Consider the following 26,704-nt stretch of genomic DNA (forward strand, 5'->3'; position numbering starts at 1 on the left):
CGAATAAATCATACTTAATTATGTTTCGCATAAAAGAAAATAAAAAAACGATATTGCAATTGGCCTTACCTGTGATTGCCGGTCTATCAGTTCAAATGATTCTTTCATTAGTAGACACTGCAATTATAGGAAGGCTTCCGGATGCTAAATTTGCTCTTGCTGCTCTCGGCATAGCCTTTTATGCTACTTGGGCAGTAATTAGTTTTTTCTCGAGCTTATCAACTGGCACAAACATATTAGTAGCCAGGAATTATGGTGCACAAAATTATAAAGAATGCGGAAGTGTATTAAACTCTTCCATTGTTATGGCAGGTTCAATAGGTATTCTTGTTTCCATCCCTGTTGTCTATTTTTCTTCAAATATCGCAAACCTCTTTGCAGCAGATAAAACTGTTGGAAGCTATGCCGGCAGTTACTTGTTTTACCGCTTTATGGGGCTTCCGTTCTTTCTTGTATCTGTTTCCTATCGTGGCTTTTATTACGGTATTCGCAAAACAAAAATATTTATGATTGCCGGTGTGTTTGCAAATCTTTCTAACATTTTTCTTGATTATACGCTTGTGTTCGGAGCGTTCGGTTTTAAAAGAATGGGATTAGCCGGAGCGGGTCTGGGCTCTGCTATTGCTACCGCGCTTGAGACTTCAGTTTATGTAGTTGTTAGCATTATGAGAGGTTATAGAACTAAGTACGCGCTATTCAAAAACTTTCGTCTCAATCTGCCTAACAATCAATCATTTTTAAATATAATCAAGGTTATCGCAAAACTTTCTTTGCCGATTTCTTTTCAAAGTATTTTTACTTTAACAGGACTTTTGTTATTCATCTCTATAATTGGGCTGATGGGAACTGCACAGCAGGCGGCAAGCCAGGTTGTACTCTCAGCAATGTTTTTATCTTTCATGCCTTCAATGGGTTTTGGCGTAGCTGCACAAACTTTGGTTGGAAATCAATTAGGCGATAATAATATTAAAGCCGCGAAGAGATGGGGATTTGAAACAAGTAAGATTTCTACTTCTTATACTTTTTTACTTGGACTCATTTTTGTGTTGTTTCCCGGCTTTGTTGTTTCGATCTTAACAACGAATACCGGCATAATTAATATTGCCGTTCCTGTATTAAGAATTGCAGGCTTTGCACAAATCTTTTTTGGAATAGGTTTTGTGCTTGCAAACGGACTACTTGCAGCCGGTGAATCATTTTTTGTAATGCTCACCGATGTAACTATAAACTGGTTTGTATTTGTTCCGTTGGCTTATCTGCTCGGCGTAGTTTTTAAATTCGGTCTAATCGGTGTATGGACGGCGATGCCTTTCTACACAAGCTTGTACGCTCTTGTTATTTTCTTAAAATTTAATTCCAAATCTGTTATGAAAAAAGTTATTCAATATTGAGGCAACAAATGAATAAATGTAAGAACAAATTTTTAGCTGCTTTTGCTATTCTTGCACTTTTTATTTTATTTCAAACTCAAGCTTATTCTCAAGCTATTATGTTGGGAGTGAAGGGTGGAATAAGCATTCCCGAATTAAAAGGTGGAGGCACACCGCAAAGTGAAGGTTATTCATCAAGGTTAGCGCCTAATTTCGGTGCGTTTATTAATTATTTGCTCAATACTTATTTCTCTTTGCAGGCGGAAGTTTTGTTCTCCGGGCAAGGAGGTAAGCGAAATGGAATGCAGGCAATTAGCAACATCCCTAATCTGCCCGTCCCGCCTAATACAAATTTATATGCAAACTTTGATAATGAAACTATACTCAATTATCTCGAAATTCCGGTGATGGTTAAATACCTAATTTCTGGAAGCAACACCGGGGCATCAGCTTATATTGATGCTGGTCCTTACTTCGGGATTTTACTAAATGCAAAAACACAAACCAGCGGTAACAGTAAAATCTATCTTGACCAGGCGGGAACCATGCCTATATCCTTTAACGGGTATCCAATTCCTCCTCAAAGTTTTGATAATGAAACTAACATTACATCCGATATAAAAACATTAAATGTAGGAATTACCGGAGGAATCGGAATCACTCTAAACACAACAGCCGGGGAATTTGACATTGATTTACGCGGTGTTTACGGCTTTATTCCTATTCAATCTGATAAGACAAATGGTTCAAATAATACAGGTGCTCTATACTTAACAATTGGCTATGGTTTTAAGATATAAAATATTTTTAAGAAAAATTAATTGTGAAAAAATCCGGGAGGTTTTGCAATGAATATACTACTGGTTTCACCATACCGTGGAGCCATCTTTGAGTTTTCTGGCGTTAAAATGCAACCGCTCGGTGTTTCTTATATTGGCGCTGCATTAAAACACGCTGGGCACAATGTTCAAATAGAGCTTTTGGAAAATTCAGATTCCGTTCCGGATTTTACAGGAGCCGATGTTGTTGGTATTTCTTGCAATACCGTTCAATTTAACGCTGGGTTAAGAGTTGCAAAAGCTGCAAAGGAAGAAGGCAAAATTGTTATTATGGGTGGACCACATCCTACAAGCAGTCCGGAAGAAGCCCTACGCAGCGGCTATGTAGATTATGTTGTACGAGCAGAAGGCGAAGTTACTGCTGTTGAATTGTTGGCGGGAATAAAGTCCGGCAAGAATTTTAATCCGCGGGATGTTTTGGGCATCTCTTATATAAATAAGGAAGCTGGAACAATTGTTCATAATCCAAACCGCCCTTTTATTCAAAATCTTGATAACATTCCTTTCCCCATAAGAGAAGCTAATTGGAGATATAGCAAAGAAAGCAAATCAATTAATACTGGGGAGATTGAATATCCTTTAATAACATCACGTGGATGTCCTTACGGTTGCAATTTTTGCGATGTACATTTATTAGCCGGCAGAAAATTTCGCGCCCGCTCAATCGAAAATACAGTAAGAGAAATTGAAGAAATTATAACAAAGTATAACACCGAACGAATTTTAATTGTTGATGACATAATTAATTTTGACAACGAAAGACTTATTGAATTATTTGAGACTTTAATAAAAAGAAATTTGCCTGTCGTCCGCTGGGTTATGGGAAGGTCTGATCACCTTGTCAAAAATCCTAAAACAGCCGAAGTAATGGGCAGAGCCGGCGTCCGTCAAATGTTTCTCGGCATCGAAAGTCCAAATGAACGGATATTAAAAGCGTACAAAAAAGGCGGCAAAATTTCGCTGGGCTATTCTGTAAAAGCTGTTGAACTATTAAAGCAAAATGATATTGAAACATGGGGTGCTTTTCTTCTCGGCGAACCATCGGAAACCGAAGAAGATATTAAAAGGACAATTGACTTTGCAAAATTTATAAACCCCGGCATAGCACAGTTTTCTATTTTAACGCCGTATCCCGGAACAGGCCTGTGGCACGATGTTGAGAATAAAATCTTTACAAAAGATTGGGATAAATACGATGCGATGCACTCGGTCTTCATGACAGATAATATAGAGCCAGAAGTTTTAGAGAAAATGCTTATGAAGGCATACATCAATTTCTACCGGCAGCCGAAACGAATTTTACATGAAATATTTAACAAGAATCATTACGGAAGACCGGACTTAAAAAGAATTTTTGAAATTCTAAAAGCACTTAAAATAGTTTTTAGCAATGCTTAAATGAAAAAACTTATAGAAAATATCGGCGCTTACACAATATCCGCTTTTACCAAAATTGGAAAGATAGCAATCTTAACATATCAGTCGTTTATATCTATTTATAAAGCGCCGAAATATATTCAGCAGATTGTAGAACAGTTTATTTATATTGGCAGAAGATCGTTAGTTTTAGTTATTGTCATTTCTATATTCGTTGGGTTGGCAATTGGGGTTGAAGTTGGATTTCAGATGACCGAATTTACGCCTCACTGGACTGCGGGTGGATTAATATTAAGGACAATATTAATTGACATTGGGCCTCTAACACTTGGTTTGGTATTATCGGGCAGAGTTTCAGCAGGTGTTGCATCGGAACTGGGTACTATGAAGGTCACGGAACAGATAGACGCTTTACGCAGCTTTGCGATTGATCCAGTAGAGTATTTAGTAACTCCACGTTTAATAGCGGCAATGTTTGCAGTGCCTACTTTATTAATATTTTCAAATTTTATTTCAATTTATTTCGGCTATTATTCATGTCGTATGACAATAAACCTTACTTGGAACGCTTTCGTAAAGGGTCTCCGTTTTTCATACAATTTTAAGGATATAATTATAAGTCTTATAAAAGCATTTACATTTGGAGTAGCCATAGTTGTCTCAGGCGCATTTTATGGACTAAATTCCCAACGCGGCGCTAAAGGCGTTGGGAAAGCCACAACTCAAGCTGTTGTTCTGGCCTCCATAATGGTTTTTATTTTAAGCTATTTAGTATCATTAATTATGTTTTATATATGATAGAGATTTATCAACTATATAAATCTTTCGACAAACTCGCAGTATTAAAAGGCGTCGATTTAACTATATACGATGGCGAAATATTATCCATCATAGGCAAAAGCGGCGTGGGTAAATCTGTGCTGATAAAGTCAATTATTAATTTAATTGAACCGGACTCCGGGAAAATTATTATAGACAATATTGATGTAACGGGTTTTTCAGAAAAACAATTCAATAAAATAATCCGTCCCAAATTTAGTTATGTTTTTCAGAATGGAGCGCTGTGGGATTCGCTTACTGTAGGCGGAAATATAGACCTTGCTTTACAAATTGAACGCTGTTTGGATGAGAAAGAAAGAAAACTCAGAATTAAAGAAAGTCTTCACATGGTTGAGCTTGCTGATATTGAGAATGTATATCCCGATGAATTAAGCGGTGGCATGCTTAAAAGAGTTTCTATTGCAAGAGCCATTGCCACTAGGCCCAAATATTTACTTTACGACGAACCTACTACTGGTCTTGATCCTGTACTTGCTAATGTTATCAACAATTTAATTAAAAAATTAAATGATGAATTGGGAATTACATCTGTTATAATTACACACGATATTCTGGGAGCAAAAAATATTTCCGACCGCATAGCTATGTTGTATGATGGTAGAATAATTTTAACTTGTCGCGCTGATGAGATGAAAAGTCAAGATAACGAGATATTTAACGATTTTATTAAAGGCAAGGTGATTTTCGATGACAACTAAACAGAACGAATTTATAATCGGTATTACTATTTCCCTTGCAGTTATTATGCTTATTGCTACTACACTTTGGCTTGGCAAATCCAACTTTCTTTCTAAAGGAATGCAGCTGAATTTAATAGTAGAAAATGCTGATGGAATTCAAAAAGGCGACGAGATTTATTTCAGAGGTGTAAAAATCGGCAACGTGCTTGAAAGTTCTATTGTTAGAAACGGGGTTGTGTTAAATCTAAAAATTGATGAGATAGATAAAATCCCAATTGACTCAAAATTTGAAATATGTGATTTCAGTTTAATCAGCGGCAAGGCAATTCAAATTGAACCCGGCATTTCGAATCAATACTTTCTACCCGGAGACACCGTAAAAGGAAGTACTGCTTACGGAGTTAACCAGGCAATCGCTTCAATAAAAGATTTGACTCCAAAGATAAACAAGGTTCTTTCCAATTTGGACGCTTTAACCGGCAACGAAGTAAAAGACAAAGTAGAGCTTACATTAAATAATTTGAACTGTACGATTTCTCATTTGAATAATGAAGTAAACGGAAACCTTAAAAATATTTTAGCTATCATAAACGATATTACTTCCAACAACAAAGGTCATATTGATTCTTTATTTTTATCGCTTAATAATAACTCCGTCGAGCTTTCTAAATTTTTGAATAAATCGTCTGATGCCGTTGAACAGCTTAATTCGCTGCTTACAAGTATGAATGAAGGCAAAGGAAGTCTTGGCAGCCTTTTAAAAAATGATACTTTATATCATAATCTTACCCATTCGATTTCTTCTATTGATTCGCTTGTAACTGATATTAAAAGAAATCCCAAAAAATATATTAACGTGAGTGTGTTTTGATGGGTAATCTTGTTTTGAAAAAACATAAAGATTAAAAATGAAAGTCAAAGATATTCTCACCGAAAATGCTTTTACAGTATATCCAAATACTTCTCTAAAAGAGGTAATAAGAATATTTCACGAAAACAATTTAACGTCGCTAGTAGTTGTTAATGAGCACAATGAAGTAGTTGGTATGGTTACCTATTCCGATTTGTTCAGATATTTATTCCCCGATTATAATGAAATAGCCAACCACGGCGAATATCTATTTGATCCTCACTCCATTGAATTAAGAAACAAACCATATCTAGATAAACCGATTAAAGACTTCATGATAAAATCCCCCGAATCTATTGATTCTGAAAAGCCGGCAATTGAAGCCGCCGCAATAATGAAATCTTACAAAATTAAACAGCTGCCTGTAACAGAAAACGGAAAGTTAATAGGTATAATTACAATTAAAGAACTTCTAAAAATCTTCGTTATAGAAAAACTAAAAAACATGTAAAATAATTAACTATAGGAGGGTATAATGCCTTTAAAAAAAGAATACTCGAAAGACAAAGCAATTTGCAAAGTAACTTTCATTTTACCAAAGGAAATTGCAGAACAATTTGAGGAAGTTGCTTTAGTTGGTGATTTTAATAATTGGGATCCTAAAGCGAATTTATTTTATTGTATGAGTAGAGGTGTTCACGTTGTTTCAATTGAACTTGAAGCGGGCAAAGAATATCAGTTCAGATACCTGGCAGATGGTGAAGTGTGGTTAAATGAAGCCGAAGCAGATAAACATGTCGCTACACCTTATGGTTCTGAAAACAGTGTGATAGTTTTATAGGAGTTAAAAAATATTATTAAGAGGGGATAGAAAAATGAAAGCCCGTAATTTGTTTTTAGGAATTTTATTATTAGTTGGGTATTCATATGCTCAACAAAGTACCGGGTTACTCAGTAAATGGGTGCATCCTGGCAATGATATGATAAAAGAGAACGGATATCAGAGCGCACAAACCTGCGCAGTTTGTCACCAAGACGCTCTAGACGAAATAACACAGTCTGTTCACTGGTATCTTGCCTCTCCAATTAGGAACGTTCAAGGATTACCTGACAGTTCTTGGTGGGGAATGATAAACAGAGAATGTTCGCTATCCGGTTCCACTACCATAGCAAATTGGACAGCATCTACGAATGGAAAATTCAGTGTGCAATCCGCAGGCTGCGGCGTTTGCCATATAGGCTCTTTGACAGCTCCGCCAATGCCAGGTAAGATTGCAAAAGAATCAGAAAAGAATACAGTAGATTGTCTTGTTTGTCATTCAGAAAATTATGATTGGAGTAAAAGAGCAACATTGGTCAAAGATTCTAACGGCGTACACTGGGGAGTAGATATGTCTTTGAAAGCAGCATTAAGTATTACCAAAACTCCTACTAACGAAGCTTGCCTTAGGTGTCATGAACATTCTTTTTCCGAAGATTATAAAAGAGGAATGCCTTTTACACCTGAAAACGATGTGCATGCTAAAGCCGGGCTTAACTGCGTAACTTGCCACGTTACCGAACATCATAAAATAGCTAAAGGAATGTACGAATCGGATATGATTGCAAACGATTTGCCAGACGTTAATGTTTCATGTTCAAACTGCCATGGTAACAGTCCGCATACAAATAAAAATGCAAAAGTATTGAATGCTCATATAGAAAAAATTGCCTGCCAAACATGCCATATTCCAGAGGCGAGCGGCATTGTTTACGAAAATTGGGGCAAGCCGGTTAAAGACAATATTTATGGTAAATACAGCGAACTGTCAAAGTTTGACAAAATTCCCAGCAATCCCAAACTATATGTTCCAACTGACACGATAAAAATGGGACACCCTTCTTATATGTGGAGAGTGGCAAATACAAAAGAAAATAAAAATGCGCAAAGCTGGATGGCATTTGCTACTTCCAATATTAATACACCAGGCGCAAAAATTTTCCCGGTAAGAGGTCTAACGCAGGTGATGCTATTCGATAAAAAACTTAAAATGTGGCAGGCGCCGGGCATGGAATTTTTGAAAAATGATCCAAATATGGCAGAATTTCCATTGCTGCTTGCGCCTAATAGGGAAGTTTACAGCGAGACCGGAGATGTAAAAAAAGCTATTGATGCAGGTATGAAACCTTACGAATCAATGGGATTTAAATGGAGCGGCGAATGGATGGCTATGCAGGTGCCTGGTCTTTCTTATATTTCTGTAAACCACGGAGTTAAAAAGAATCCGCTCTCGTGCAGTTCATGTCATTCTAAAAACGGTGTAATGGATTTTAAAGCTCTCGGCTATACACAAAAACAAATTGAACAACTGGAGAAAAATAAATAAGAGAACAAAATGTTAAAAAAAATATTTCTGCCATTAGAAAATTCTCCTTATACCGCTGCTGCTTTAGACTATGCATGCTTTATTGCTAAACGACAGAACGCGGAAGTAACCGGCGGTATTTTTATGGACATAGAAAAAGTAAATACGCCCCTTGGCACGCTTGAAACCGATGGCGGTATAAAATGGATGGATGATATTGACGAAGAAACGGTATCTAACGCAAAACCAACAGTAGATTATTTAATGCATATCTTAAAAGATAAATGTGAAAGACAAAACGTAAAATATTCTTTTGAAACTGAGATTGGAATACCGAGTTCGCAGATTACTAACCTTTCAAAATATTACGACATAATAGTTACCGGCATAAAATCCGATTACGGTTTGATAAAAAGAAATTTTAAAGTATCGTTCCTCCAGAAAATACTTGAAACGTCTGCTTCGCCCGTTTTTGCCGTGCCGAATTATTTTAGAGCCATTCACAATATAATTATTGCTTACGATGCAAGTCTTACTGCTGCGAGGGCGCTTCAGAGATTTGTACACATAGCAGACTTTACCGATCAGAATATTATTATTGTTTCATCTTCAAAAGATTCGGCTTGGGCAAAAGATAATCTTAAAAGAGCAAAGGAATATCTTCTTTCATACGGCGCTCAAAATGTTGCCACAGATTATACTCAAATGGAAATAATAAAAGTTTTACAATCGTCTTATTTCGATTTTGCCGATTTGATTGTTTTGGGCTCGCATTCTCAAAATATTGTTAAGGATATTTTTGTAGGTAATCTCACGAAGCAATTGATTATGGATGCTAAAAAAGCATTATTTATAGGAATTTAATTATCATAATAATCTATTTTAACAATTACAGAAGGAGAGATAAATGGAATTAGGCATAATTAACTCTACGGATCTTTACCGACTTCCTTGGACATTACCAGATAATGGAATCTCATGGCTTGAACCCACTGCACGATGTAACTTGAATTGTTATGGATGCTATCGAAAAAATATTAAAGATTCCCATAAATCTATGGAACAGGTCAAACATGAGCTTGATGTGTTTCAGTCATTAAGAAAAACTGATTGCATCTCAATTGCTGGCGGTGAGCCGCTTTTATATCCGAATATTGTAGAGCTTGTAGCGGAAATAAAATCCCGCGGGCTAAAGCCTATTATTAATTCTAACGGAATAGCTCTTACTAAAGAATTATTGCACGAACTAAAAGAAGCAGGCGTGTTTGGTTTTACTTTCCATATCGATAGCAAACAAGGGCGCGGACGCGGTCCTCAGTGGGAAGGCAAAAATGAACTTGAGTTAAATGAACTGAGATTGTATTACGCAGAGATGCTTGCCGCCGAAGGAGGAATTGCGTGTTCATTTAATTCCACTGTTTACGGCGATACTTTACAATATGTACCAGAATTAGTTAACTGGGCACAAAAACATATTGATATTGTTCACACTATGGTTTTCATTTTGTTTAGATATATTACTCCTGATTTACCTTATGATTTTTATGCTGGAGATAAGAAAATTGAGTTCGATGAAATTCATTATCATTCAAACAAAGAGGAAATAACAAACTTAATGTCTCCACAAATTGTTGCAGAAATAAGAAAGAAGTTCCCCGAATTCTCTCCCGCAGCATTTTTAAATGGAACTCACAAAGCCGATGATTTTAAATGGCTTCTGACCGAACGAATAGGAACTAAGGACAAAATTTTTGGTTACCTCAATAATAAGTTCATAGAAATGGTAATGGAATTTTATCATTACAGAAACGACAGATATTTATCATACGCTTCTCCCAAAACATTAAGTTTAGGCAGAGCAACTTTGTTTAATCTTTGGGGGATAAATAAAAGCGTTCGCAAGGCATTAAAAAAATATCTTGGATATTTAGCGGTAAATCCTTTTAGAATATTCAAGAAAGTTTATATGCAATCGATCATGATTATTCAGCCTGTGGATTTTATGCCCAACGGAGACCAGAGTATGTGCGACGGCTGCCCGGATATAACGGTATGGAAAGACAGGAATGGGAAAGACCAACTGGTTTGGTCGTGTCGCCTTGAAGAGCCGATGCAGTACGGTGTATTTTTAAAAACTGTTCCTAAAAATTAAACAATATAAAGAAGGAGTAAACAATGAAAGTTTCAGAAATAATGAATACCGAGGTTCATACTATTCTGCCGGATACACCAATGAAAATAGTTAACCGAACAATGCAGAAGTATAATTTGGGATATCTTTTTATAGTAAATGAAAAAAAAGAAATTCAGGGTGTAATTACTTATACTGATTTATTCCGATTAGTTCTCCCCTCTTATCAAAAAGTAATGGAGGAAGGTTTACTTTGGCTTTCCCCTGAAGTAATTGAAAGTCAGGCACAGAATTTAATGGATAGACCGGTTAAAGAGTTTATGGAAAAAGATGTTTTGAAAATTCATCCTAACGAAATGGTTTTTAAAGCAGGTGCAGAAATGATTGCTCATAGTGTAAAACAAATTCCCGTTGTTGAAAACAATAAGTTAGTAGGTGTAATAAGTTTTCATGATATCCTCTGGGAATTGTTAATGATAAATAGATAATCATAAAATAATTTAATACTTTATCCTAAAAAAAGGATAAATATGAATAATAAATACCAATCACTCGTTAAAGAATTGCTGTCACTTGCAAACATAGAAATAAATGGCAAAAATCCATGGGATATTCAGGTTCACGATGATCGCTTTTACAAACGTGCCGTTACCGAAGTTGAACTTGGTCTTGGTGAATCTTATATGGATAATTGGTGGGACGTTCAGAAACTTGACGAAATGATTTTTAGAATTATTCGAGCTGATTTGCAAAATAAAGTTAAACGTAATCTTAAAGTTGCACTTCAACTGGCGGGATTTTATTTAATAAATATGCAGGCAAGGCGCCGGGCTTTTATTATTGGTGAAAGACATTATGATTTAGGTAATGATCTTTTCCAGAATATGCTCGATAAAAGAATGAACTACAGTTGCGCATACTGGAAGAATGCAACTAACTTAGATGAAGCTCAGGAAAATAAACTCGATTTGATCTGCAAGAAGATTTATCTAAAATCAGGGATGCGCGTGCTTGATATCGGCTGTGGCTGGGGCGCTTTTGGAAAATATGCTGCTGAAAAATATGGAGCAGAGGTAGTTGGAGTTACGGTTTCAAAAGAGCAAGTAGCACTCGGTAAAGAATTATGTAAAGGTTTACCTGTTGAATTCAGATTGCAGGATTACAGAGAGATAAATGAAAAGTTTGATCGCATTGTTTCAGTTGGAATGATTGAACACGTCGGATATAGAAATTACAGAGAATATTTTAAGATAGCAGAACGAAATCTAAAAGACGACGGATTATTTTTACTTCACACAATTGGTGAAATTCGTTCTACAAAAAATACGGATGCCTGGACGCATAAATACATTTTTCCAAATGGAATGTTGCCATCAATTGCACAACTTGCAAAAGCCGTTGAAAATTTATTCATTATAGAAGACTTACATAACTTTGGCGCGGATTACGATAAAACATTAATGGCTTGGTATGATAACTTCAAAAACAGTTGGGATAAAATAAAAGATAAATACAATCAACGCTTTTACAGAATGTGGAAATATTTTTTACTTTCAAGTGCCGGCGCATTTAGAGCGAGAAATAAAATGCAACTCTGGCAAATAGTTCTTTCAAAGAAAGGTGTTTTAGGTGGATATATTCCTGTTCGATGATTTTAACTTTTTTGTTAGAAACGATAGTCACAAGGCAATCTCAATAAGACAAGAGATTACTTCGCTCGTAATGGCCGAGAATGTATTTGTTGTGAGAAGACAAAGTCGATGATGCAATCTAAACATAAAATCAATAACTTCGTTTCATGGTTGGAAGTTTAATGATTATCAATTTACTTTTTGCACATAAAGTCTTGAGCAATTTTTTCAATAACTATTGGAGAGTATAAATCATGCATCCGAATATTTATTCTAAACTTCAGCTACAAATCCAATCTGAAATGCGTGCTTTTGTAAAAGAAGATGTGCCAACTCAGCTTTTATTAGACCTTGATGCTGATAAAATAAAATTTCCCAAAGATTTTATTGAAAAAGCTGCAAAGAGAAATTTATTAGGATTAAGATTTCCCAAAGAATACGGTGGTCGAGATTTAAGTTGGAAAGAAGAAGTTGTAGCTTTAGAAGAAATAGGTGTGCTCGGTACAACATTACCCTGTCTTTATTCGCTGGTTAGCATTGTTGGGGAGGCGATAAACAAATTTGGAACGGTTGAACAAAAGGAAAAATATCTTGTGCCAACACTTGCTGGTAAGTTAACCACTGCAGAAGGTTTAACTGAACCACGCGGCGGATCAGACTTTTTTGGAGCAACAACTACCGCAAAGCGTGATGGTGATTATTACATCATTAACGGTCAAAAAAGATTTATTGTAGGTGCTGAAGGTGCTGATTATTTTTTAATTTATGCCCGTACTGGCACAGATGAACGCGGAAAAGGACTGATGAGCGCCTTCCTTGTTGATAGAAAAATGGGTGTTGAAGTTGAACATATTTATGGATTAATGGGAACTAGAGGTGGAGGCACTGGACGTATAATTTTACGCAATGTAAAGGTACCTAAGGAAAATCTTATTGGTGAAGAAAATAAAGCAGAAGAAATATTCAATCAAATGATGATTCCCGAAAGGATGACAAGTGCAGCTGGTGCATTAGGTACTGCGCGTTCAGCTTTAGAAATTGCGGCACGTTATAGCAACAAACGAAAAGCTTTTGGTAAAAAAATCAGAGCTTTCGAAGCCGTTAGTTTTATGATTGCTGATAGTTTAACCAAGTTAGATGCTGCTAGAGCACTGGTTCACGCTACCGCTCAGTCTATTGATAACCAGGTTGATGCATCGCTACAAAGACGGCTTGTATCCGAATCTAAAAAATTTGCTGCCGATACTGCTTGGGAAGTAATTAATAATGCAATGCAGATTATGGGCGGTATCGGTTATACAAACGTCTTCCCTATCGAAAGAATGTTGAGGGATACAAGACTTATTATGATATGGACTGGAACAAATGAGATTATGAACCTTGTGATTCAACATGAGTACTTTAAGCAGTTGCTTACAAATGATGGTGAGTTTGTCCAAAAGGATATTCGTAATCTGGAAAAAGATGCAGTTGATGCTGATAAAACTGATGAGAAAGTTTATGAATGAATTATTTTAATTAAACTACAAGATCCTAATTTATTATGGAAATAATTTCACAAATACCAAAAGACTTAGCCAACTTTTTGTTGGTTGTAATTTTCTCACTCTTGATTGGTCTTGAGCAGAGAAAACTTCACATCGAACTTGAGTTTGAATCACTGTTTGGTACTGATCGCACAATTACTTTGATAGGTATTTTTGGATTTATTCTTTACATACTTAATCCCGTAAATCTAACTTTATTTTTTGCGGGTGGATTTGTACTTGCAGCATTGTTAGGCATTTATTATTTCAATAAGATTAAAGTTAAAAATCAATGGGGATTAACCTCTGTGGTTATTGCGCTGATAACATATTGTCTCACTCCTCTAATCTATTTACAGCCGCCCTGGATGGTAATGTTAATCTTTGTAACAATTTTAATTGTAGTTGAAATCAAAGAAAGTTTATTCCAGTTTTCTAAAAAATTTGACCGAAATGAATTTACCACGCTTGCAAAGTTTATAATTATTGCCGGAATAGTTTTACCATTACTGCCGCACGATCCAATATCAAAATGGATAAACATTTCTGCTTATCAAATCTGGTTATCAATCGTAGCTGTTTCAAGTATTTCTTATTTCAGCTATTTGTTAAAAAAGTTTGTTTTCCCAAATTCCGGAATAATTTTATCCGCAGTTTTGGGTGGATTGTATAGTAGCACTGCTACTACAATTATTCTGGCAAAAAAAAGTAAAAAAGAAAATGATTTTGTTTCCATAACATCCGGAATTGTTGCTGCAACCGGAATGATGTACATCAGAATATTAATACTTGCATGGATCTTTAATATTAATGTGGCGATGAAGTTATTACCTTATTTTGTTGTATTTGTAATTATAAGCGCAATTATAATTGGTTTGCTGGAAATAAAAAGAAAAACAATTAATAATGAGCCATTAAAAGTAAACAACACTCAAAATCCATTGGAGTTTAAAACTGCTTTAGTATTTGGATTACTTTTTGGATTCTTTGCCGTGTTAACGAATGTGGTTGTGACTAATTACGGAAATATGGGAGTTAATATTCTTTCTTTTATTGTTGGGGTAACAGATATTGATCCATACATATTAAATCTTTTTCAACACACTGATAGCAGCTTGCATATAAATACAATTGTTAATGCTACAATTATTGCATCTGCCAGTAACAATCTTATAAAAATGATTTATGCTTTGATTTTGGGTGAAACTAAAATTAAGAGAAACCTTATTCTCGGCTTCTCTGTTTTGATTGTTGCAAGTATTCTATCTGTTGTTATTTGATGTCAATTAAAAAAGATAACATTATTGATAAAAAGATTATTTTACTTCAATTCATTATCAATAACAAAAAATGATTGTCATTGCGAGGAGGAAGTCCGAAGCAATCTCAAAGAATGAACGGCAAAGCAGATTGATTCACTTCATTTCATTTCGCCTGCAATGACATTCAATTGGTCATTACGAGGAGCAAGAGCGACGAAGCGATCAAAAAAATAAGCATTAGCAAAATTAATTTGGTAAACATAAAATGGATTTAGAAAAGTATTTATCAAAATTTGATTACGAAGCCCGAAAGAAAATGAAAATCCAAATTCCTGAATTATTGGAATTATTAAAGAATGACGAAGTTCAATTTATTGATGTTCGTTTCAAAGAAGAATTTGAGCTTTGGCATTTTTCATTTTCTATAAATATCCCACTTAATGAAATGCCGGATAGATTAGACGAAATAAATAAAAATAAATTAGTTGTAACTGCTTGTCCGTATTACGATAGAGCAATTATGGGTAGAATATTCCTGATGCAAAATGGATTTAATGCAAGATATTTAGTTGAAGGTCTTTTAGGATTAGCGGATTATTTACGAGGCGATAATGCAAAACATTTTTATACATCATTAAATAAATAAGAGTAAACAATGTCAAAATTTGGATTAGCCCTTGGAGGAGGCGGCGCAAGAGGTTTAGCTCACATTGGTGTGCTAAAAGTACTTGATGAAGAAAACATTAAGATTCACTCAATTACCGGTTGCAGTATGGGCGCACTTGTTGGTGGATTGTATGCTTACTACGGCAATGCAAAGGAAGTTGAAGAGTTTATTTACAAAGCAATGAAACATCCTAAATTTATTGAGCTCGGAACTGATAAACTAAAAGAGAATAATAAGCCCGATAAAAGTTATTTCGAGAGGTTTTTTGATTACGTTGAGACAAGAATTCAAGCTTTAAGAGCGTTAAATCGTCTTTCTTATTTTAATGAAGAATTAACTAACGAAATTTATCAGATGATTCCTGATGTTCCAATTGAAAATCTTAAGATAAAATATTCGGCTATCGCTACGGATTTACTTTCTGGTGAAGAAGTTAATTTTACAAGAGGAAGTTTAAGACAGGTAATAAAAGCAAGTTCAGCAATACCGGGAATTTTTCCACCGGTTAGATTGGATAATTATTTTTTAATTGACGGTAGCGCATCGGAAAGTGTGCCTGCCGGTAGAGTGCGAGAAATTGGTGCCGATAGAGTTTTAGGCGTTGATGTTACAAGATGCATTAAAACTATTGAACAACCGCAAAATGTTTTTGAGATACTTTATCGTGCTGAGGATATTACTTCTTTTCATCTTTCTGTTTTAAGATTAAGAGAAGCCGATTTGGTTATTCGTCCACAAGTTAGACATTTAACCTGGGCTGATTTTGGTATGGCAAGCGAAATAATTGCTGCAGGTGAGAAAGCTGCTAGAGAGAATATCACTGAAATTAAAAAACTGGTAAATCGAAATTCTTTTCTGTTAGGACTAAAGCATTACATCAAAAAATTAAAAGGAAATGCTTAAACAAAAGCTGCTAACCAATGAATAGAGAGTTACTTCTTAATAATTTAAAATCTAATCCAAATAAAATTTGGGATGTAGTTATAATTGGCGGCGGAGCAACTGGTTTAGGTGCTGCTGTTGATGCAGCTTCAAGAGGATTTGAGACTTTACTTGTTGAGCAATCTGACTTTGCAAAAGCTACTTCAAGCAGAAGTACAAAACTTGTTCACGGCGGAGTAAGATATTTAGCTCAAGGCGATTTGTCTTTGGTATTCGAGGCACTTCACGAGCGCGGATTACTTCTACAAAACGCTCCTCACCTGGTAAGGAATCAACAATTTATTATTCCAGTTTATGAATGGTGGGAAGGTCCCTTTTACAACATCGGGATGAAAGTTTATGATTTGATGGCTGGCAAATTGGGACTTGGTCCTTCGCAAAAAATTTCTAAAGAGGAAACATTGGCTGCAATTCCAAATCTTGACCAAAATGGATTGCTCGGTGGAGTAATTTATTACGATGGACAATTTGATGATTCGCGGCTTGCAATTAATCTTGCTCAAACAGCAGTTGATAACGGTGCAACGGTACTTAACTATATCAAAGCTGTTGGATTTACGAAAGATGAAAATGGATTATTAAACGGAATTAAACTACTTGATATAGAAACCAATGAAATATTTTTTGTAAAAGGTAAATCATTTATTAATGCTGCCGGTATTTTTGTCGGTGATATAAAAAAACTGGATGAAGAAGAATCTGCAAACTCGGTAATTCTTAGCCGCGGAGTTCATATTGTTCTTGATAAATCTTTTCTTCAGGGCGATTCTGCAATTATGATTCCTCATACTTCTGACGGCAGAGTTTTATTTGCAGTGCCTTGGCATAACAAAGTAATTATTGGCACAACCGATACTGAAGTAAAAGAACCCTCACTTGAACCAAGAGCATCTGAAGAAGAGATAAATTTTCTGTTAAATACTTCTGCGAAATATTTATGCAAAGATCCTAAACGCGAAGATGTGTTAAGTGTTTTTGCCGGTTTACGACCTTTGGCTATTTCAAACGGTAATATTATTCCAACAAAAGATATTTCAAGGAAACATCAAATAACCGTTTCACTTTCTGGCTTGATAACAATTACTGGCGGCAAATGGACTATCTATAGAAAGATGGCTGAAGATATTATTGATAAAGCAATTTTAGTAGGTGGACTTGAAGAGAAAGAATGTGTAACTAAAAATCTTCCTATCCATGGCTATTTAAAAAACACAAATTTCGGTGAGCCGTTATATTGTTATGGGACTGATAAAATACAAATTGAAGAAACTTTGCTTGCAGCGAATCCGCAATTGAAAGAAAAACTTCATCCGTCATTTCCGTATCTGAAAGCAGAAGTTGTCTGGGCAGTAAAAAACGAAATGGCAAGAACAATTGAAGATTTTTTAGCTCGCAGAGTTCGAGCATTATTTTTGGATGCAAGAACAAGCATAGAGATTGCACCGGAAGTTGCAAAACTAATGGCTCAAGAATTACAAAAAGATTCTGATTGGGTTGAAAATCAAATTGAAAAATATACACAGCTTGCACAAGGTTATTTACTATGAAAGTTAATGTGTCATTGCGATAAGCGATGACAGCTAATTAGTCATTGCGAGAGACGATAGTCTCGAAGCAATCTAAAGAATAGCAGATAGATTGCCGCGTCTCTATGTATTAGGAATCGCAATGAATGAAAGCGAAGCGGGTAGCGACGAAGCAATCTATAAAAATATTTTATAATTTTACTGTAAATGCAAGTAAGAACAAAAAATGAAATGCAATTAAACACAAATAAAAATACAATTATAGTAGCGCATCGTGGAGCTTCTTATGCGGCACCAGAAAATACAATTCCATCTTTTGAATTGGCTTTTAAGGAAGATGCCGATTTTATTGAAGGTGATTTTTGGCTAACAAAAGATAACGAGATTGTTTGCCTTCATGATCCCGATACTAAAAGAGTTGCAAACCAAAAAGTAAAAGTTCAATCAGCAACTCTATCCGAGCTCAAAAAGATTGATGTTGGAATATGGAAAGGTGATCAATTTAAAGGAACAACAATTCCAACTCTCCAGGAAGTGTTAAATATTATTCCAAAAGGCAAAGGTATTTATATCGAAATAAAAGATGATCGAAAAATATTTGTTGAGAAACTCAGAGAAATAATTAACCAATCTGATATTCAAAAAGAGAAAATCAGGATAATAGCTTTTAATCCAAATACGGTTCGGCTGGCAAAAGATATTCTGCCTGAAATCAAAACTTATTGGTTATTTGGATGGTATTTTTCAAAAAAGAAATGCTTAAAATCATTGGCGCAAAGAAGATTGATGCAAACGCTTATAAAACTTAACTGTGATGGAATAGATGTAAATGCTGCCCCTTATATTGATGAAAAGCTTGTTAAATCTCTGCGGGAAAATGATCTGGATTTTTGCGCTTACGATGTTGATAAAGTTGAAGATGCTGTAAGATTAATTAATTTTGGTATTGATTCAATAACAACAAATTCACCTTGGAAGATGAGAGAAGAAATTAGGAAACATTACAATGATTGAAAGTGAACTGAATAATCTTAGAACCAAAATGTATTTCTGGGTGAATAATAAAGATAATCATGGAAAAACTAATGAGAGAATCGATGAAAACAAAACTAATTTATAAAAAAAGATTCTGTGAATTTTTATAAGCTTTTAAGAGCTTATTCGTTTTAGTTACTGTCTTATTTTGAAGTATTTGTTTTAAACTATCCTTAGTAGCCCTCAATTTTATATATTTGATTTAAGAAAAACCATAATTCTATTTAACTATGAAAAATATATTCATTGCCATTTCAGTACTAGGTATTTTTATTTTTCTTACCTCGTGTGGACAAAATCGTAATATCAAAGAAATAGATTTAGCGAATGATAAATCAAACTTTGATTCTGTCAACAATCAATATCAATCTAAAATTTATGTTGCTGTCTCTACAATGATTTCGCCGGTTGAAACTTTCAATCTTTATAAAGACTTGATTGATTACATTTCTTCTAAACTTGGAGTGCCAATCGAGTTCAAGCAAAGAAAAACCTATGGCGAAGTGAATGAGTTATTGAAAGAGAAAAAACTTGATTTTGCTTTTATCTGTACAGGTGCTTATGTTCAGGAGAAAGATGAGCTGCCGGTTGAATTGTTAGTTGTTCCTGTAATTGACGGAAAAGCATTTTATAATGCTTATGTGATTGTTAATAAAAACAGCAGCATAAAAACTTTTAATGATTTGAAAGGGAAATCTTTTGCTTTTACCGATCCTTTATCAAATACTGGATATTTGTTTGTAGTTAATCTGCTGAAAGAAAAAAGAACCAATCCGGAAAAATTTTTCAGTAAAACAATTTTCACATACGCACACGATTATTCAATACAGGCGGTTGCCCGCAATTTGGTAGACGGCGCAACAGTTGACGGACTTGTTTTTAATTTTATAGAACACACTCAACCCGAAAAATTAAAAACAGTTAGAATCATTATGAAATCAAAAGATTTCCCAATTCCTCCATTTGTTGTTCAAAAAGGGATGAATCCGAAGCTTAAGAAGAAGTTAAAATCCATTATGATCAATCTTCACAATGAACCCAAAGGCAGAGAACTTCTAAAAAAAATAATGATTGACAAGTTTATTGAAGGGAATGATGAGCTTTACAAATAAAAGTTTTCGCCAGATAAAATTTAAGATGCCTCTATTCTGGAAATTTTCACTTGCAATTGTAACTATTGTCCTTGTCTTCGGTTCAATCAATTCAATTCTTATTTATAATAATGTTCAATCAGCTCTTCAGACTGAAACTGAAAAGCGCGCTTTGTTTATTGCAAAAAGCATTTCCAATCAAATAACTTCTGCATTATTGTTTGAAGATTATGTTGCTCTTCAAAATACAATCAATAGTATAAAAAATATTGATTCAGCAATTGCATATATTTTTGTTCTTGATGTCAACGACAATCTCGTGGTTCATACTTTTGAAGATGTTTTTCCGCGTAGTCTTATTTTAGCGAACTCTTTAAGTGACAATCAGCAATACAATTCACAGCTGATAAAATTCAAAGGTAAAGGTGGTGAGCTAATTCTTGATATTGCAGTGCCGGTATTAAGCGGCAAAGTGGGAAAGGTTAGAGTTGGAATCATTGAAAGCTTTATTCAAAGTGATGTTCAAAAAACTGTTAATGTTTTTTGGATTATGGTGGCAGTGTTTTTAGGTGTTGGTATCATCGGTGCTTTTGTGTTTGCAAATTTTATAACTAAGCCAATAAAGACTATTCAGAATGTTGCGGATAATATTGAATTGGATCAGATAGGCAAAAAAGAAGTTCCTCAAATTAAAATTCGTGAAAAATTATTTGACAGAATTAAAATGCTTTTTAGAGCAGAAGACGAAATAGATATTCTTGCTGATAAATTTAATCAAATGATAATTCGTTTAGATAAAGCTTATCGCGACTTACAAAATGCACAAACAACTATTATTCAATCAGAAAAACTTGCAACTGTCGGAACTCTTACTGCTGGACTTGCTCACGAGATAAATAATCCAGTAGCTGGCTTGCAAAATTGTATAAGAAGAATTAAAAATGATCCCGCAAACATTGAACAGAATAAAAAGTATCTGGTTATGATGGAAAGTGCAGTTGAAAAAATTGAAAAAGTTGTTGGCAGTCTGCTAAACTTTTCAAGAAGGCAAAGCGGTGACTTTATGAGTTTGTCTATTGATGAAATTGTTGAAAATTCTTTACTGCTTGTTAGCCATCGTATTGAAAAATTAAGAATATCTATTACAAGAAACTTCCCATCTCATTTGCCGAAAATTAAAGGGAATAAAAATCAGCTTGAGCAAGTAATGTTGAATTTGTTTATAAATTGTATTGATTCATTAGAAGAAAAAATAAGTGCGAATACTGAAACTGAAAGGAAAATAATTTTATCTGCTTTACAGGAAAATAATTTTGTAAAAGTTGTTATTGAAGATACTGGGATAGGGATTCCAAGAGACTTAATTGATAAAATTTATGATCCCTTTTTTACAACAAAGTCTCCGGGCAAGGGAACGGGCTTAGGACTTTCGATTGTGTATAATATTATTGAAGCGCACAATGGAAAAATTTATTTTGAAAGTGAAGAAGGAAAAGGTACGATTGTAACTTTACATTTACCGATTTACTGATTTTTGTTGAATTAATTATATATCCTCTACAAGGATTTTATAACTTTGATTACAGATATTTTACAATAATTTAACCTCTACGAGGTTTTGGTATAGAAAAAAATCCCGTAGAGACTTAATTATTGTAGAAAAAGAAATGAGATGAAAAGCAACATCCTCGTAGAGGATGAATAAATAAATATTACATATCTCTCTGTGTAACAAAAATAATTACAAAGAAAAGCAAAGTAAGCTGCAAAGAGAAAGAAATATGAAAAAATTAAACATCTGTATTGTTGAAGACGAAGAAATTTTGCGAGTGTCACTAAAGGATGATTTACTCGATGCAGGATACTCTGTAAAGGATTTTGAAAATCCATTTAAAGCTCTTGAATATTTCCAAAAGAAAAGTTGTGATATAATCATTTCCGATATTCGTCTGCCTGAGATGAATGGAATTGAACTGCTTTCAAAAAGCAAATCAATCAATCCCAATGTTTTTGTAGTAATGATGACGGCCTTTGGCTCAGTTGAAACCGCAGTTGAAGCAATGAAAAAGGGCGCTTACGATTATATCACAAAGCCATTTGATAAAGATGAACTGCTTCTTATCATTGATAAAATAAAAGAAATAAAATCTCTTCAATCGAAGAATTTAGATTATCAAAATTACTTTCAGGACCAATTCAACTTTGATGCATTTGTTGGAAACAGTCAGTATGTAAATGAACTGAAAGAAACATTAAAGATAATATCACAAACCAATTCAACAGTTTTAATTACAGGAGAAACTGGAACGGGCAAAGAGTTAATTGCGAATCTTATTCATTACAATTCCCCGAGAAAAGATAAACCGCTTGTCAAAGTTAGTTGTGGAATTTTATCAAGAGAAGTTATTGAAAGTGAATTATTTGGTCATGAAAAAGGTGCATTTACCGGTGCAGATAAACTTCGCATTGGCAGATTTGAAAAAGCTGATCAGGGAACAATTTATCTTGATGATATTGATGATGTTCCACTAGAAACCCAAATTAAATTATTGCGTGTACTTCAGGAACAGGAAATTGAAAGAGTGGGAAGCAGTGAACCAATTAAAATTGATGTGCGAGTGATTGCTTCAACCAAAGCCGATTTGAATAAGCTGATTAAAGAAGGGAAATTTCGAGAAGATTTATATTACAGATTAAATGTTCTCCCAATAAATTTAAAGCCGCTTAGAGAACGTAAAGATGATATAATTCCCTTGTTCAATTATTTTCTAAATCAGTTTGCTTATCAAAAACAATTTCAGATAGAGGAAAATGTTTTTGAGGTTTTGCAAAATTATGATTGGCCTGGAAATGTTCGTGAATTAAAAAATATTACTGAACGACTTTCGATTCTATGTTATGATTGTAGAATTACAACCAGTCGTCTTCCAGGGGAATTATTTTCCAATAAAAAAAATTTAGAAGCTATTATTTCTGATCAGAATAAGTCGTTGAATGAAATTCTGGAAGAAGTTGAAAAATCATTAATTCAAAAAGCACTAATAAAGACTGGTAATAATAAAGCAAAAGCAGCAGAGCTGCTTGGTCTGCCGCCTTCTACATTGAAAAGTAAAATTGAGAAGTATGGAATTAATTAATCCTTAGTGCTCCTTTGTGAAATACTCTTTGTGTACTTCGTGATTAAATTTTTTCACCACTAAGTACACAAAGGTGCACAAAGTAAATCCTCGTCGAATCTTCGTCGTCTTCGCCAAAATTTCGTTTTATCAAACTCCTTGTTATAAACAAAAATCTATATAATCAAATTTAATTGCAGTTTATTTCTGTGGCATTTCTTTTGCATTTAATCAGTAAAAAAGAGAATAAAATGTTTGGTAATTTAGGGGCAACAGAAATTTTAATTATTGTTGGAGTAATTGCATTACTCTTTGGTGCTAAGCGAATTCCCGAAATTGCTAAAAGTATCGGGAAGGGAATTTACGAATTCAAAAAAGAAATCAAATCAATTGAAGACATCACAAAATAAAATCTAGAAGGAGAGATATGAAAAAGTTATTCTTATTTATGTTCATTTTACTTTTATCATCGAACATTTTGTTTGCTCAAGAAGTTACAAAAAAAGGAAGAGTATCCGGTTATATGTTCGGTGACTTTTTTTATAATGCTGCAAGAGATGTCGATATAAATTCTTTATCAAATACAGCAAATGGAGGTAGAAAGGATTTAAACGGTATTCAACTAAGAAGAATTTATTTTACTTATGATTACGATATTTCAGAGAAATTTGTAACTCGGTTTAGACTCGAAGCTGACCAAGAAGCCAATACAAGCAATGGCAAAATAGGCGTGTTTGTAAAAGATGCTTACTTACAATGGAAAAATATTTTTAAAGGAAGCGATTTTATCTTTGGCGTTCAACCAACGCCTTCTTTTGAAATTTCCGAAACTTTTATGGCTGAAAGATACCTCGAAAAAACTATTATGGATTTAAGAGGATTTGAAAGTTCCAGAGACCTTGCTGTTTCATTAAAAGGAAATTTAGATTCAAAAGGAATTTTAAAATATTGGTTGATGGTAGGAGATGGAAGCGGTAACAAGCCTGAGACAGACAAATACAAAAGATTTTATGCTCATCTTCAGTATTCACCTTTTTCAAATTTTACAACAACACTTTATACAGATTTGAAATCTCGTCCTGATATTAAAGATCCCTTTAACCCAACTTCGTCTTTAAGTAATAACGATTTAACTTATGCGTTTTTTGCAGGATATAAAGAAAAAAACAAATTTATGGCAGCTACGGAAATATTTTTAAGTTCACGACAAAATGATATAATATCAGGTGGTTCTGTTAAAAATAAAAATGCTTTCGGTATTACACTTACTGGTTCGTATTATTTTTCGCAGCAAATATCTTTTCTAATTAGATATGATTATTTCGACCCCAATGTAAATTCAAATTATAAAGGCGATTCAAGAAACTTTTTCATATTTAGCCTTAATTATTATCCCGATGAAAAAGTGACTATCAGTCCAAATGTTGTAGTTGAAACTTACGAAGCAACTCCAAACGGAAAAAGTTTTAATGCATCAATTACACCGAGAATAACATTTTTCTATTCGTTCTTATAAATATTAATCGTCGATGTCATTCCCACACAAGCGGGAATCCAGAAGAAGAATAAAATGGATACCCGCTTTCGCGGGTATGACAGAAAAACGAAGTGTCATTCCCGTGTAAATCTACCTGTCGGCAGACAAGCGGGAATCCAGAAAAAGAATAAAATGGGAGAAACAATAAAATGGATATCTGCTTTCGCGGGTATGACAGAAAAACGCAGTGTCATTCCCGCGTAAGCGGGAATCCAAAACCAAGAATAAAATGTGACAATGAAAGACGAAAGTGTCATTCCCGCGCAAGCGGGAATCCAAAAAGATGACACTAATGTTAGTCTATTATTCTCGTATAAATGAGAACCCAAAAAAATGAATCAATATTATGTATACATATTAGCCAGCAAGAAAAATGGAACGCTTTATATAGGTGTGACTAACGATCTAATAAGACGAGTTTATGAACATAAAGCAGGACTTATAGAAGGTTTTACAAAAAAGTACAATGTTAAAATGCTGATATATTATGAAGTACATAAAGATATTAACGAAGCCATCAAACGCGAAAAGGCAATGAAGAAATGGTTGAGAAAATGGAAGATAGAATTAATAGAAAAGTCAAATCCAGAATGGAGAGATTTGTATGAAGAATTAGTTTAACATAGATACCCGCTTTCGCGGGTATGACAGAAAAACGAAGTGTCATTCCCGTGTAAATCTACCTGTCGGCAGACAAGCGGGAATCCAGAAAAAGAATAAAATGGGAGAAATAATAAAATGGATACTCGCTTTCGCGGGTATGACAGAAAAACGCAGTGTCATTCCCGCGTAAGCGGGAATCCAAAACCAAGAATAAAATGTGACAATGAAAGACGAAAGTGTCATTCCTGCACAGGCGGGAATCCAAAAGAAAGAATAAAATGGGAGAAACAATAAAATGGATATCTGCTTTCGCGGATATGACAATGAAAGGCGAAAATGTCATTCCCGTGTAAAAGGGAATCCAGAAAAAGAATAAAATGGATACTCGCTTTCGCGAGTATGACAGAAAACCAAAGTGTCATTCCCGCGCAAGCGGGAATCTATAAATAACGAAGAAGGTTATAAATAAACGGAGAATAAATAATGTCAGAAGAAATTAAAGAAATAGAAAAAGAAACCCAGCATATTGGACGAGATGAATTTCTTTCCAAACTAGTAAAGATTGGAGCCGGCACACTTGCAGCAACAATTGTTAGTAATGGAATGCTTGGTACGGCCTCAAAACTAATTGCAAAAAGTAAAAATGAAACTCCGGTGAAAAGAAAATATCATTATGGAATGGTTATAGATACACGCCGCTGTGTTGGATGCAGATCTTGTGTGCTCGCTTGTAAAGCAGAAAATAAGACACCTCCAGGAGTTTCTTATACAGTTGTTTTTGAAGAAATATTAGAAAATCGTCCAAATGATAAACCAGTATTTATGACAAAGCCATGCTTTCATTGTGAACATCCGCCTTGCACCGATGTTTGTCCAGTTTCAGCAACTTATAAACGTGAACAAGATGGGATTGTTGTTGTTGACTATGATCGCTGTATTGGCTGCCGATATTGTATGACCGCCTGTCCATACTCGGCGCGATGGTTTGACTTTGGTGAAAATTATCCTGCTGTTGAAGAAAAAACTCCTTGGGCAGAAGTTCCATCACCCGAGTACAAACAATTTAGAAAAAGAGAACACGAAAAATCACCAATTGGTAATGTTCGCAAGTGTACATTCTGTCTTCATCTTCAGGATGAAAAAGGACAATACAATAAAGCTGAAGGACGCTGGCCTGCCTGTGCAAAAACTTGCACCGGTAAAGCAATTCATTTTGGCGATTTCAACGATCCTAACAGTGAAGTATCAGTCCTTCTCCGCGAACGTCAATACATTCGCTTGAAAGAAGAACTCGGTACAAGTCCAAATGTTTATTATTTACTATAAGCGAGGTTAA

Annotated in this window: 26 protein-coding genes; all 26 read left to right on the plus strand. The window is 34.6% G+C overall.

The genetic code is table 11. The features are described 5' to 3' along the window. Window positions 1-20: 20 nt before the first annotated feature. Window positions 21-1,391, plus strand: coding sequence for an MATE family efflux transporter (locus tag ABRY23_00940; GenBank protein ID MFA3781611.1), 1,371 nt, complete (start codon window positions 21-23; stop codon window positions 1,389-1,391). Between the two features lie 8 nt (window positions 1,392-1,399). Continuing rightward, entirely contained in the window at window positions 1,400-2,170 is a 771-nt protein-coding gene (locus tag ABRY23_00945; protein ID MFA3781612.1) for a porin family protein, read from the plus strand. A gap of 48 nt (window positions 2,171-2,218) precedes the next feature. Beyond that, window positions 2,219-3,607, plus strand: a complete 1,389-nt coding sequence (locus ABRY23_00950) for a radical SAM protein (GenBank protein ID MFA3781613.1) — start codon at window positions 2,219-2,221, stop codon at window positions 3,605-3,607. Further along, entirely contained in the window at window positions 3,608-4,384 is a 777-nt protein-coding gene (locus tag ABRY23_00955; protein ID MFA3781614.1) for an MlaE family ABC transporter permease, read from the plus strand. It begins immediately after the preceding gene. Next, window positions 4,381-5,124 (plus strand): ABC transporter ATP-binding protein, encoded by a 744-nt coding sequence (locus ABRY23_00960; GenBank protein MFA3781615.1) that lies wholly within the window; start codon window positions 4,381-4,383, stop codon window positions 5,122-5,124. The genes ABRY23_00955 and ABRY23_00960 overlap by 4 nt, the downstream gene beginning before the upstream one ends. Next, window positions 5,114-5,977 carry an MlaD family protein gene (locus tag ABRY23_00965; GenBank protein MFA3781616.1) on the plus strand — a complete coding sequence of 288 codons (864 nt, stop codon included), beginning with the start codon at window positions 5,114-5,116 and terminating at the stop codon, window positions 5,975-5,977. The genes ABRY23_00960 and ABRY23_00965 overlap by 11 nt, the downstream gene beginning before the upstream one ends. Before the next feature lie 37 nt (window positions 5,978-6,014). Continuing rightward, the gene (locus ABRY23_00970) at window positions 6,015-6,467 is read left to right on the plus strand and encodes a cyclic nucleotide-binding/CBS domain-containing protein (protein ID MFA3781617.1); all 453 of its coding nucleotides are present in this window, start codon (window positions 6,015-6,017) and stop codon (window positions 6,465-6,467) included. A 24-nt stretch (window positions 6,468-6,491) separates the two neighbouring features. Beyond that, complete coding sequence (locus ABRY23_00975; GenBank protein ID MFA3781618.1) at window positions 6,492-6,797, plus strand: isoamylase early set domain-containing protein; 306 nt, start codon at window positions 6,492-6,494, stop codon at window positions 6,795-6,797. A 34-nt stretch (window positions 6,798-6,831) separates the two neighbouring features. Then, window positions 6,832-8,322 carry a hypothetical protein gene (locus ABRY23_00980; GenBank protein ID MFA3781619.1) on the plus strand — a complete coding sequence of 497 codons (1,491 nt, stop codon included), beginning with the start codon at window positions 6,832-6,834 and terminating at the stop codon, window positions 8,320-8,322. Window positions 8,323-8,331: 9 nt separating this feature from the next. Beyond that, window positions 8,332-9,165: a universal stress protein gene (locus ABRY23_00985; GenBank protein ID MFA3781620.1), complete on the plus strand. Its 834-nt coding sequence runs from the start codon at window positions 8,332-8,334 to the stop codon at window positions 9,163-9,165. Window positions 9,166-9,208: 43 nt separating this feature from the next. Beyond that, a complete protein-coding gene (locus ABRY23_00990) occupies window positions 9,209-10,453 on the plus strand; it encodes a radical SAM protein (GenBank protein ID MFA3781621.1) in 1,245 nt (414 codons plus the stop codon). Between the two features lie 23 nt (window positions 10,454-10,476). Further along, the gene (locus ABRY23_00995; protein ID MFA3781622.1) at window positions 10,477-10,920 is read left to right on the plus strand and encodes a cyclic nucleotide-binding/CBS domain-containing protein; all 444 of its coding nucleotides are present in this window, start codon (window positions 10,477-10,479) and stop codon (window positions 10,918-10,920) included. 42 nt (window positions 10,921-10,962) lie between these two features. Beyond that, a complete protein-coding gene (cfa, locus tag ABRY23_01000) occupies window positions 10,963-12,084 on the plus strand; it encodes a cyclopropane fatty acyl phospholipid synthase (protein MFA3781623.1) in 1,122 nt (373 codons plus the stop codon). A gap of 233 nt (window positions 12,085-12,317) precedes the next feature. Beyond that, window positions 12,318-13,571, plus strand: a complete 1,254-nt coding sequence (locus ABRY23_01005) for an acyl-CoA dehydrogenase family protein (protein MFA3781624.1) — start codon at window positions 12,318-12,320, stop codon at window positions 13,569-13,571. 35 nt (window positions 13,572-13,606) lie between these two features. Beyond that, window positions 13,607-14,869, plus strand: a complete 1,263-nt coding sequence (locus ABRY23_01010; protein ID MFA3781625.1) for an MgtC/SapB family protein — start codon at window positions 13,607-13,609, stop codon at window positions 14,867-14,869. Between the two features lie 247 nt (window positions 14,870-15,116). After that, window positions 15,117-15,497: a rhodanese-like domain-containing protein gene (locus tag ABRY23_01015; protein ID MFA3781626.1), complete on the plus strand. Its 381-nt coding sequence runs from the start codon at window positions 15,117-15,119 to the stop codon at window positions 15,495-15,497. A 9-nt stretch (window positions 15,498-15,506) separates the two neighbouring features. Beyond that, window positions 15,507-16,421, plus strand: a complete 915-nt coding sequence (locus tag ABRY23_01020) for a patatin-like phospholipase family protein (GenBank protein ID MFA3781627.1) — start codon at window positions 15,507-15,509, stop codon at window positions 16,419-16,421. A gap of 17 nt (window positions 16,422-16,438) precedes the next feature. Next, window positions 16,439-18,007: a glycerol-3-phosphate dehydrogenase/oxidase gene (locus ABRY23_01025; protein MFA3781628.1), complete on the plus strand. Its 1,569-nt coding sequence runs from the start codon at window positions 16,439-16,441 to the stop codon at window positions 18,005-18,007. A 186-nt stretch (window positions 18,008-18,193) separates the two neighbouring features. Further along, a complete protein-coding gene (locus ABRY23_01030) occupies window positions 18,194-19,000 on the plus strand; it encodes a glycerophosphodiester phosphodiesterase (protein ID MFA3781629.1) in 807 nt (268 codons plus the stop codon). Window positions 19,001-19,251: 251 nt separating this feature from the next. Further along, window positions 19,252-20,133: a phosphate/phosphite/phosphonate ABC transporter substrate-binding protein gene (phnD, locus tag ABRY23_01035; protein ID MFA3781630.1), complete on the plus strand. Its 882-nt coding sequence runs from the start codon at window positions 19,252-19,254 to the stop codon at window positions 20,131-20,133. After that, entirely contained in the window at window positions 20,114-21,643 is a 1,530-nt protein-coding gene (locus tag ABRY23_01040; GenBank protein MFA3781631.1) for an ATP-binding protein, read from the plus strand. The genes phnD and ABRY23_01040 overlap by 20 nt, the downstream gene beginning before the upstream one ends. Before the next feature lie 250 nt (window positions 21,644-21,893). Then, window positions 21,894-23,249 carry a sigma-54-dependent transcriptional regulator gene (locus ABRY23_01045; protein ID MFA3781632.1) on the plus strand — a complete coding sequence of 452 codons (1,356 nt, stop codon included), beginning with the start codon at window positions 21,894-21,896 and terminating at the stop codon, window positions 23,247-23,249. Window positions 23,250-23,479: 230 nt separating this feature from the next. Then, on the plus strand, window positions 23,480-23,638 hold the full coding sequence (gene tatA, locus ABRY23_01050) for a twin-arginine translocase TatA/TatE family subunit (GenBank protein ID MFA3781633.1): 159 nt from the start codon (window positions 23,480-23,482) through the stop codon (window positions 23,636-23,638). A 17-nt stretch (window positions 23,639-23,655) separates the two neighbouring features. Further along, the gene (locus ABRY23_01055; protein ID MFA3781634.1) at window positions 23,656-24,744 is read left to right on the plus strand and encodes a hypothetical protein; all 1,089 of its coding nucleotides are present in this window, start codon (window positions 23,656-23,658) and stop codon (window positions 24,742-24,744) included. Between the two features lie 354 nt (window positions 24,745-25,098). Next, window positions 25,099-25,386, plus strand: a complete 288-nt coding sequence (locus ABRY23_01060; GenBank protein MFA3781635.1) for a GIY-YIG nuclease family protein — start codon at window positions 25,099-25,101, stop codon at window positions 25,384-25,386. Between the two features lie 465 nt (window positions 25,387-25,851). Continuing rightward, window positions 25,852-26,694 carry a 4Fe-4S dicluster domain-containing protein gene (locus ABRY23_01065; protein ID MFA3781636.1) on the plus strand — a complete coding sequence of 281 codons (843 nt, stop codon included), beginning with the start codon at window positions 25,852-25,854 and terminating at the stop codon, window positions 26,692-26,694. The last annotated feature ends 10 nt before the right edge of the window (window positions 26,695-26,704 follow it).

It is taken from the genome of Melioribacteraceae bacterium 4301-Me (assembly GCA_041538185.1).
GTDB lineage: Bacteria > Bacteroidota > Ignavibacteria > Ignavibacteriales > Melioribacteraceae > Pyranulibacter > Pyranulibacter aquaticus.